At 37.2% G+C, this 10957-nt stretch carries 9 protein-coding genes; 4 read left to right on the forward strand and 5 right to left on the reverse strand.

The window, feature by feature from the left end; translation table 11 throughout:
- Positions 1-13: 13 nt before the first annotated feature.
- From AB4154_RS10610 to AB4154_RS10630, 5 genes are read right to left on the reverse strand one after another with little or no spacing between them, the layout of a single operon-like run.
- Positions 14-1084, reverse strand: a complete 1071-nt coding sequence (locus AB4154_RS10610) for a capsular polysaccharide synthesis protein (protein WP_276605538.1) — start codon at positions 1082-1084, stop codon at positions 14-16.
- Positions 1085-1089: 5 nt separating this feature from the next.
- The gene (locus tag AB4154_RS10615; RefSeq protein WP_136974365.1) at positions 1090-4281 is read right to left on the reverse strand and encodes a CDP-glycerol glycerophosphotransferase family protein; all 3192 of its coding nucleotides are present in this window, start codon (positions 4279-4281) and stop codon (positions 1090-1092) included.
- A gap of 52 nt (positions 4282-4333) precedes the next feature.
- On the reverse strand, positions 4334-5524 hold the full coding sequence (locus tag AB4154_RS10620) for a hypothetical protein (protein ID WP_136974366.1): 1191 nt from the start codon (positions 5522-5524) through the stop codon (positions 4334-4336).
- 4 nt (positions 5525-5528) lie between these two features.
- Positions 5529-6440: an ABC transporter ATP-binding protein gene (locus AB4154_RS10625; RefSeq protein ID WP_136974367.1), complete on the reverse strand. Its 912-nt coding sequence runs from the start codon at positions 6438-6440 to the stop codon at positions 5529-5531.
- Positions 6437-7207 carry an ABC transporter permease gene (locus AB4154_RS10630; protein WP_372122970.1) on the reverse strand — a complete coding sequence of 257 codons (771 nt, stop codon included), beginning with the start codon at positions 7205-7207 and terminating at the stop codon, positions 6437-6439. The genes AB4154_RS10625 and AB4154_RS10630 overlap by 4 nt, the downstream gene beginning before the upstream one ends.
- A gap of 425 nt (positions 7208-7632) precedes the next feature.
- Here AB4154_RS10630 and AB4154_RS10635 point away from each other — a divergent pair, with 425 nt between their 5' ends.
- From AB4154_RS10635 to cysE, 4 genes are all read left to right on the forward strand, one after another.
- Positions 7633-8067, forward strand: a complete 435-nt coding sequence (locus tag AB4154_RS10635) for a rhodanese-like domain-containing protein (protein WP_016786319.1) — start codon at positions 7633-7635, stop codon at positions 8065-8067.
- Positions 8068-8156: 89 nt separating this feature from the next.
- Complete coding sequence (gene secB / locus AB4154_RS10640; protein WP_016786318.1) at positions 8157-8624, forward strand: protein-export chaperone SecB; 468 nt, start codon at positions 8157-8159, stop codon at positions 8622-8624.
- Positions 8625-8820: 196 nt separating this feature from the next.
- Entirely contained in the window at positions 8821-9885 is a 1065-nt protein-coding gene (gene gpsA, locus AB4154_RS10645) for an NAD(P)H-dependent glycerol-3-phosphate dehydrogenase (protein ID WP_017070569.1), read from the forward strand.
- A 219-nt stretch (positions 9886-10104) separates the two neighbouring features.
- Entirely contained in the window at positions 10105-10926 is an 822-nt protein-coding gene (cysE, locus tag AB4154_RS10650; RefSeq protein WP_136974368.1) for a serine O-acetyltransferase, read from the forward strand.
- The last annotated feature ends 31 nt before the right edge of the window (positions 10927-10957 follow it).

The following is a 10957-nucleotide window of genomic DNA, read 5'->3' on the forward strand; positions in this document are numbered from 1 at the left end:
TAATAAATACATATTACTTACCAATAATACTACTAGATCGATTTTTTATCCGCTTTATCAACCTTTTTACACTCACAGGTACTAAATGCTTAATAGCCATAGTTTTGGTTATCTTCTGAGGAGTCACTTTATCCTCTAATAATTTAATTTCTTTCTCTAAAGCGACCATTCTTCTATGAGATATTCTATATGATACTCTGAGGCATCGAACAATTTCGGAGTCTTCAATCTCTAGTAGCTTAATCATAAGCTTAGTGAAAAATGTGTTTTCAGACAAAAACTGTTCTCTAGACTGTAATTTATGTCTTACAGGGTTCCAAGAATTGTGGAGCAGTATAAATGGTGATTTTTTATTAATTTCAAACTCTAAGTCTTCTTCAGTAGCACCGGCAAGATAAAATGTTTGATACCATTCTTTATTATTTTTATTTTCACTTAAATAACGATTTTTCCACCTTTCAGAAAATACAGCACACATCCTTTCAATTCGTGATGAAGATTGAGATGTTCTCGGTTCTAATATTGCCCCTGTCTCATAAGAGTCGTAGACAGTAATTTGTTCTTTACTTGCACATTTTATAGCTTTATCAAGTAACTCATTCCCAAAAAAGTCGAACCTCTGCTGGTTCATCCCTGCTTCATTAACACGCTCTTTCATTTTAGGATAATGGGCCTCTAGAATACTTGCTCCTTTTTGCGCATAAATAAAGGCAAAGTGAGTTGTCATAGTATCAGTATATCCAAACATACTCATTTCTGATCCATTATTGGCACACTCCTGTAGGAATCTAGCACTATATGGAGTTGCTATAACATCTGCATCCATAAAAATACCGCCATACTTCATTAGCAGTGCTACACCGATAATATCAGAATGATGTGACATTCTTTGGGCAAAAAGATACTCAAAGTTAAATTCGTCTTCATCCAGATACTCAAAAACATTTCCTTTATGAACATGGTGAATGTTGTAATCCGGAAGGTATTTCTTCCAACTTTCCAGACACAATTCAATATATGCGGGAATCTTTCTATTTGGGAGACACTCCCAGTAGTAATAAATATTCTTTTCCATAAAATTCACCTGATTTATTTTAAAAACCCACTAGATAATAACTCATCAACAATTAGTTTACTTGATGGATTTCTATTTTTGTCACAGAAGTTATTTCTAAATTTTGTTAATCGTTCATAATCAATACTTTTGAATGACTCGCTTTTAATAATATCAGCTAATTCACGCTGAGAAAAAGCAATCTCTCCTGGTACATTATCCTTTAATTCAAAATAAAAGCCTCTCAAGTTTTGACTATATTTATCATAATCAGGTGCGTATACAATCACAGGTTTTTCTTGGTTGACATAATCAAACATCGTCGATGAGTAATCAGTGACTAATGCATCAGACGCAAGCATCAGATCTTGAATGTCTGAATAATGAGATAGGTTTATTACATTGTGAGGTAATTTGCTATTTAGTTTAGCTGCATCTATCGGGTGTAATTTTACTGCAAAAACATAACCTTCCGGTAGAGATTGAGACACTTCCTCTAGGTTTACTAAATCAAACGCTCCTTTATTTCCTAAAGTATCATCTCTAAATGTTGGGGCATATAATATACAAGTTGTCGAGTCATTAATCTTCAAAGACTCTCTCACGGCAAGTCGTCGTGTTTCATATTCATCAGAGAAAAAGATATCGTTTCTAGGATAACCATGCTCTATAACGTTTCCTGAAAATTGGAAAGCCGATTTAAAGCACTGAGTCGCATAGTTAGACGGCGACAATAGGTAATCCCACTCTGAAACACATCTCGAAATTTTCTCCACATAGCCTTCGCTTCTCCCATAAACACAGTCTAGGTCGTGTAACATTTTCTTCAGCGGTGTTCCATGCCAAGTTTGCAGATATTTTGTATCTTTTGGCTTACGTAGATATGAAGGGAAGTTTTGATTATTCATCCAGTATTTAGATACTGCCAAGTAGTAGTAATAAGAAATAGATAATCGCTTTACTGATATAACCCTTGGGTCCCTATAATAAGCAACACCATTCCCCTTTGTAGTAACCACAACTTTAATATCTAACTCTCTGGAAAGTATCTCTTGAAGCAAGACTGCTGGGCTATCAGATATGCTCTTACCATTGTTTGCCTCAACAAACAATATCTTCTGCCTAATAGGCAAAGCCTTAAGAAATTTATACATCAGCTTTCGCAACCTAAACTTTTTGTCAAGGTTGTACAATTTTGCTGTTATTACTAACGCATATATACTTTTACTTAATTCCGATAGATAAGTTTTTTTACGAATAGATTTAATTTCTTCATATATTCTTAAGCAATTGTTTTCGTCATTAAAATCGAAAAACTTCTTAGATCTAGCTATTGCTGATTCCTTTATAGAAGAACTATTTGATGTCAATGATTGCTCAAGCACGTTCAATACTGACTGACTAGTTGTTTTGACGACCCCTGGTAAATCTTGATCTAATTCTAAATGAGAGGGCCTCTTGCCCAGGAAATCACTACGGTCAAATTGATAGTAAATAACAAGCTTTTCCAAATAAGAAAAGTCAAAACCAACACTGCTATAATCGGTAATTAATGTATGTGAATTGATAAGAAGTTGCTGAACATTAACTTCTCCTTGACTTATAACACGTACACCTTCCGCCTCAAAGTAATGTGAGTATTTTTGCATATTAGGATGTATACAAAACACCACATCTAAACCATTATTTTTGCATATGCTATGTAAATCGCTGCTAGTAATTAGCTCTACCCAAGATTTATAATATTCGCTTTCAAGAAAGTCCTTTTCATGATTTAGCCAATCTCTCCAGGTTGGCATAATTAATAGTGTTTTTTGATAATAATGCCCAATGTGTGGAGTCAAATTGTCATAGCGACTTAAACCTGTAACTCTAATTTTTTTTGCATCAAAACCAAAATCTTGTCGAATATACTCTTTTTCAAATTTTGAACTTACGACAAAAAGATCTGTAGAAAAAGTTACAGATTGGACGCCATAAGTTGGGATCATGTTTTTCACTCCCATGACACCATGTTGAAGAAATATCTTTTTTGCCCTTACGAGAGGATTGAAAATACTGTCTTTAAACGGAATAAGATCCTCAGCATAATGCGATGCAACTATATTTTTTGCTGCACATGCCAATTTAACATGTTCCGCAGATCCAAAGTTCAAAATTTTTGCTTCTTTTGGAAGATTTCTTACTTCTGGTGAACTTTTATCAATAACATAGTAAGCATTTTCCAATTTTTTATCTTCTACCAAGTACTTGTAAAACTCTAATCCAGTATCTTGTGCTTTATAGGGCTTCTCTCCGACCAACCATACATTCCTATATACTAACCTCCAAAAATACTTCATATAGTATGCTTTCTGCATTAATCTATATGCTTCAGGATCGTACAATGTTGTTTTGAAAGAAAAACCTCCATACATAGTAATAAAGGATTCAAGCAAAGCTACCTTATTCCCATTATACTTTTCTGTCTTACAAGCCGCCTTTAGAAAAAAAACTGGAGTTTTAAGTCTAGATAACAACTCAGGTTGCAAGCTTAGTTTTTCATTGGCAATAAATAAATCAAAAATATTACCAATATCGCCATTAAATATATCAGATATTTTAAACTCATAACTTTCTAAAGAAATATTCCCCCTTTTTTTAGCAGAAATAAAGGTGCCTTGATACCGATAGACAGAAGAGTCATTTCTTGACTTCAGTATTAGCTCGCATACTTTGCTTCGGTTTAAAGACCAAATCCGCTCAATCTTCAGATTTAGTTTATCTCCAGATACTCTCGCACTTTTCAGTTTGATTGTTTGTGGGTTTCTAGAACCACAGATGAGATGCAAGTTTCCCTTTTTATCATTTAAAAGACCAAACTTTTCACCATTATCTTCATGTAACAAACCTACGAACTTCGTAGAAGATACGGGGGTTTCTACACGCCGAATAATACCTAACAAGCTAATTTCTAGCTCTAACTTTATCGGAAGCTGATTTTTATTTTCATCTACATAGTACTTCTTTTCTATTTCAACAACTGTATTACTTTCGTTAATAACACCTTGAATAACATTAAACTGTTCTTTTGTTCTATATACTTTACATGATAAAAATCGAACGCAACCATTGCTCGAAATGTTAATACTCGCTTTATTTTCAGCATTAATAACATCGACGGAAACATACTTATTTACCAAAAGCTTTACTAAGTATTTTTTAATCTTAACTGACAATTTATACATCTAACAAAAATCTCTTGTATGTTAACACAATACTAAATAAGGTTATAAAGAATCAAAAACATTTCTTAAAAACTGAAATTACTCTTCTTACCCTTCCCTTTAAAGAGTATTTGTAAATCAGTTTTTTTTCTTTTTCTTTTGAACTCTTAATATCTTGTTCTAGTTTTCTTATTTTATTTGATAGCTCAGTATTGTGCTCTCTAATTTCGTATAATTTATCAGATAGCCTTTTATTTTCAACATTTGAGTTAAAAACGAACTCTCCAGAGTTCTTCAATAACTCCGATATCAAACTATTTACTTGCTTTTCGCTCCATAATTCATTGCTTTCAGACGGATAGGAATCAAAGCTGTCATCAAATATCGACTCAATTTCTGATACTTTGTATCTTTTGTTGAGCTTTTTATTACTTTCATAGTATCGTGAATATACTTTTTTGGCTTCATCCCTTGAAGGAAGAAGTTTTCGATCGTCAGTTAAATTGGCAACAATATGATTTACTATTTTTCTTCTTACATTGGGTATTTTGTTCACAATATGACCCAACTTAGTTTTATTATAACCACTAGAGACATTTTTATTTATCAGCGTATAGTCGTAGTTCACACCAAATATAGATAAAAAGTCGTTAGTCACATCTCCATATTCCTTTATAGCATTTTCAAAAACACGGACAACAATATTGTCTTCTCCAAAAACAGAAGCCCATTTACTTATTCTTTCGTTATAATCCAAATATTCATCATAATGCTCATATTGCTTTGGAAGAGCTGTTGGCGAACTTCCATAATACAATGAATCCTGATTAACTCTCTTACTTGACTCTTGATAATGAGAAACCAACAGCCTGTCTTGCCTTCTAATGTATACTATTATTTTAATTTCTTCAAAATGTGGGGATAAATATCGCTCTAATTCTTCTATATCTTGGGGGGTAAAATAGAAAGAAAATGCCTCACAGGACCAAATAATAATTTCTGAGTCGTGTTTTTTTAACTGTTCAACTAAATTTTCGTAATCTTTAATTTTACCACCATAGTCCGATATTAGCTCTTCACGACTTTCCCTCTTAAGATTAAACCAGTTGTAACTTACACCATTTTTATTATCACGACCTTTAGGGTCACTACAAAAAATAGATATTCCATCACGTAGTAGTTCCGTCTTAATATTAAACAAGGTTTGTTGAATCGATGATGTCCCTGTTTTATGGCAACCAATATGTAGATAAAGTGTACTCATACTGCTAGCATTCCCTCGTAATTCTAACTTTCTCTGAAAGCAACTTGTTATTAGGCCTAATTTTGTGCGCTTTAATAAAAAACTCATACGCAAGTTCCGGCATGCTTTCTTCAAGAGATAAAGCGACATTTAATAAAAGATAGAACTTTCCTTCTGTTACTCTACGTATTTCGTCCCAATCATTTTCTATGATCAATTTTAATATTTTAGGTGATAACTTAATTATAGTTTTCTTAACAGGTTCAACTCTTTCAACTTCACAGAACCCTTCCACAAACTCTTTAGTCTCTAAGTCAAAACACTTTGTGCAAATTTTTTCTATTTGTCTCTCGCTGTGTGATACAAACAAGACCGTTTGATTTTTACCACCAATCTTGTCCATCATTGCTCTTTCAGCTTTTGCTTTAAAGCCTTTGTCTCCTACCGAAAGAATTTCATCAATTAATAATATATCTACGTGTGATACTATTCCTGTTGAAAAACCTAGCTTGGATCTCATCCCCGATGAGTATGTTCTGACAGGTTGTTCAAAAAAATCACCTAGCTCGGAAAACGCATGGATTTCTTTGGATAAATTAATAGATTCAGTTTTACTAAAACCATTAAACATGCAACTCAAAATAGCATTATCGCGTCCAGACAAATCGCCATTAAACCCAAGTCCCAGCGTCAATAAAGATCTTGTTGTACCAGGGGGAACCCAAACTCTCCCTGAATCAGGCCTAAATACACCAGACAAAATCTTCAATAATGTAGACTTTCCTGCGCCATTTTTGCCTAAAATACCGAGTACATCGCCCTTATTGACTTCAAAGCTAACATTATCTAAAGCTTTATGTTTAAACGTATTAAAAATGCCAACTCTAGTTTTATATTCTAAAGAAACATTCTCTACTTTCAATATTACTTCATTCATGAAAACAATGCTCTTGTTAAACTATTATTACGTGCCTTGAATATACAAACGCTTAACACTATTAATAAGGTACCTAGGGTTAAAGTTGGTAAAATTGAATAGAGGCTAATACTAGAGCCTTCAATAAGAACAGTCCTAAAAGAGTCAATAATAAGGGCTAATGGATTTATCAGAAAAATAGTGTTTTTTATTTCTTCATTTGAGATCGAATTTATATCCCAAAATATTCCAGACGAAAACATTAACCCTGTCATACCTAGCTGGATAATATTTGAAAAGTCCTGAGCATATGTGACAAGGATTGATAAAAACAACCCAAAACCACAAATCAAAGCATATAAAGCTAGCATCAAAGGTATTAGTTGCCAATAATTTTGATTTGGAGCATAGCCTAAAGACCAAACAACGGAGAAAAGTAATAAAAATGAGATTAGCGATTTATATAGCGTTTCTTGTATATTTACCAGTGGAAATATCCATTTGGGCAAATCTCTTTGGCCAATAATATTCTTATTTTGCCTTAGTCCTTTTGATGCCATCACTACACTTTTAGAAAACCACAAATATATTATTTTACCTACCACCAAAAAAACAAAAAAATCATCTCCGCCTCTATTCAACACATACTCAAAGACGACATAGAACAAAGAGACAAACAATAGCGGCTCCAATAGCCACCATACGTAACTCAATACAAGCTTATTAGCTTGAGACCTCATTTTCATACGAGCTTGCATATCAACAAGCTGAACATAATTTTTAATCAAAACAAATCTACTCTTTTCAACTTAACTGCACATAAACTGAATGGTTGCAGCTCTAGATCTTGCGTCACCCATTAATTTTTAATCTACGGAGTGACTAACTTTTACTACCATTACACCTCAATACTGCAAACTAGCTGTAAGTAGTTAACGAAGCTAATCGAATATCAGAGGCCACTTTCACGAGTTTATTTATGGCTGACACGCTACCGCCCATTAGTATTACGCGAAACTACACTACGCATTCACTAGATGATTAAGGAGCTAGCTACAATCATCTCACTTCACACGCTAAGAGGCAAACTGTCACCAATACTAGCACCGCAAAAACCATTAAGACATCAAGCTTACCTATACCCCCTCTCCGAAAAACTAGCTATACTGCCACCCTATAAATTTTCGCCCAATAACGAATAAGAGTTCAAGATATGCAAGAGTTAGTTCCATTTGTTCAAGAGAATATGATTTTAGCCATCGTATGGATCGGCTTGGTTGTTGCCATCATTGCGAACGTTATCAAGACATCAAACGCAGCCTACAAAGAGATCACGGCAGCGCAAACCACACACATGATTAACCGTGAAAACGGTGTTGTGGTTGATATTCGTACTAAGGATGAGTTCAAAAAGGGCCATATTACGGACGCAGTTCACATTTTGCCGTCAGACATCAAAGCAAATAGCTTTGGTAGCCTTGAAAGCCACAAAGCAGACCCAATCATCGTAGTATGCAAGACAGGTCAAACCGCTCAAGAAAGCGCTAATCTACTGGTTAAAGCAGGTTTCGAAAACGTAAGCGTACTGAAAAGTGGCTTAGTCGCTTGGAGCGAAGCTAACTTACCTTTGGTTAAAGGCAAAAAGTAAGCTGACCTGATTCAACGAATATGACTTTAAGGTTTTGTTCGGCAAATATAACGAACAAAACCTAATTATAAATTTTTAAGGACAAGAAAATGGCTGAAGCAGCACAACAAGACGCACAACAAAACTTCGCAATCCAACGCATCTTCCTAAAAGACGTATCTTTCGAAGCGCCAAACTCTCCAGACATGTTTCAAAAAGAGTGGAATCCAGATGTAAAACTGGACCTAGACACTCAAAGCCGTGAACTTGGCGAAGGCGTTTACGAAGTAATCCTACGTCTAACTGTTACCGTGAAGAACGCAGACGACACTGCATTCCTTTGTGAAGTTCAACAAGGTGGTATCTTCTCTGCAAGCGAAATGGAAGCAGGTCAACTGGCTCATTGCCTAGGTGCATTCTGCCCGAACATCCTGTTCCCATACGCTCGTGAAACGATTTCTAGCCTAGTGGTTAAAGGTACGTTCCCACAACTGAACCTAGCTCCAGTAAACTTTGATGCTTTGTTCATGAACTACCTACAAAACCAAGCTCAACAAGCTGAAGGCGAACAGGCTTAAGTCTCACAGTAGAACTTAACTCTAACGAACGCTTAAATAGCTTATGTTATAAGAAGCTTAGCTTTTAAATGCACATCGCAGCTTCTGCGATGTGCATTTTTTATTTACACTGTATTTTGATAGAGAGCTTTTTCTTCTTAATTTAGAAAACATCTCAAGAACTCTTCGATTTCCCTCATTATTTTTAGGTGGAAGCATGACAGAAACAACTCGCCCGACTAATACGGCAGACGCTTACGGTAAAGACAGCGCTTACGGCAAAGAGATCGCCATGACTGTCATTGGTGCAGGTTCTTACGGAACCTCTTTAGCGATATCTCTAGCGCGTAACGGTGCCAATGTTGTTCTTTGGGGGCATGACCCTGCTCATATGGCTCGCCTTGAATCTGAGCGCGCTAATAATGAGTTTCTACCAAATATAGAATTCCCAGAAAGCCTGATCATTGAATCAGACTTAGAAAAAGCAGTGACTTCAAGCCGAGACCTTTTACTTGTAGTCCCGAGCCACGTATTTGGCGTTGTGCTTAATAGCGTTAAACCTTACTTAGCCTCAGACTCTCGCATCTGTTGGGCGACCAAAGGCTTAGAGCCAGAGACAGGACGCCTGCTTAAAGATGTCGCGCACGATGTGCTGGGTGATGGCTACTCTTTAGCGGTTCTATCCGGGCCGACCTTCGCCAAAGAGTTAGCGATGGGCATGCCAACGGCTATCTCTGTCGCTTCACCAGATGAAGTTTTCTTAGAAGAGCTTCAAGAAAAAATTCACTGCGGTAAAACATTCCGCGTGTACGCAAACTCAGATTTCATTGGTATGCAGCTTGGCGGCGCAGTGAAGAACGTTATCGCAATTGGCGCAGGCATGTCGGATGGTATTGGCTTTGGTGCCAATGCACGTACCGCGTTAATTACCCGTGGTTTAGCAGAGATGAGCCGATTAGGTGCAGCTCTTGGGGCGCAACCAGAAACCTTCATGGGCATGGCAGGGTTGGGTGACTTAGTACTAACCTGTACTGATAACCAATCGCGTAACCGTCGCTTCGGTTTAGCGTTAGGTTCCGGTAAAGATGTTGATACTGCACAAGAAGAAATTGGCCAGGTGGTAGAAGGCTATCGCAACACTAAAGAAGTTTGGTTACTATCAGAACGTATGGGCGTTGAGATGCCAATTGTTGAACAAATTTACCAAGTGCTGTATCAAGGAAAGGATGCACACTTAGCTGCGCAAGATCTGCTTGCTCGCGATAAGAAGTCAGAAAGATAATAAGAGCTGATGCGGGATTCGAGTAAACGAGATGCGAAAAGAGTAAAAGCGGATACGAGATTCGGGTAAACGGGATGCGAAAAGAGTAAAAGCAGATTGAGCTCTTAATGAAGGCTACTTTTCGTTACTCGAATCTCGGTTACTCGCTTCTGTTCTTGTAGCTCTTAGAAACTCTCATCTCGCCATCGCATCAGCCCCTGATAAAGAATGGATGGAAAAATGAAACACTGTGAACAACAAAAAGTTTGGCAATGCATCGTAAAAGAAGCTCGACAGCAGTCTGAGCAGGAACCTATGCTTGCGAGTTTTTACCATGCCACGATTATCAACCATGAAAGCCTAGGGGCTGCACTCAGTTACATTCTTGCTAACAAGTTAAAGACGGCTTCGATGCCAGCCATGGCTGTACGTGAAGTGGTTGAGCAAGCGTTTGAAGAAGATGACTCAATCATTGATGCGGCCGCTTGTGATATCTGCGCGACAGTTACTCGAGATCCGGCTGTAGAAATGTACTCGATGCCATTGCTCTACCTTAAAGGCTACCACGCTCTGCAAGGTTACCGAGTGGCTAACTGGCTATGGAAACAAGGTCGTATCGCACTTGCCACTTACCTACAGAACCAAATTTCGGTTGCTTGCCAAGTGGATATTCACCCAGCCGCTCGTATCGGTAAAGCTATCATGCTCGACCACGCGACAGGCATTGTGATTGGTGAAACCGCTGTCGTTGAAAATGATGTGTCGATTCTTCAAGACGTGACCCTTGGTGGTACAGGTAAAGAAGGTGGCGATCGTCACCCTAAGATCCGTGAAGGTGTGATGATTGGTGCTGGCGCGAAAATCCTTGGCAACATTGAAGTGGGTGAAGGCGCGAAAATTGGTTCTTGCTCTGTGGTTCTACAAGCCGTCCCCCCTCATACGACTGTCGCTGGAGTTCCTGCAAAAATTGTAGGAAAACCGAAAACCGACAAACCATCTTTAGATATGGACCAAGGGTTCAATGGTCGCTCACAGAACTTCATCCATGGTGATGGGATTTAAGAGCAGATACGTGATTCGAGTAACCGAGATA

It is taken from the genome of Vibrio sp. 10N.286.51.B11, from assembly GCF_041469245.1.
Taxonomy (GTDB): domain Bacteria; phylum Pseudomonadota; class Gammaproteobacteria; order Enterobacterales; family Vibrionaceae; genus Vibrio; species Vibrio crassostreae_C.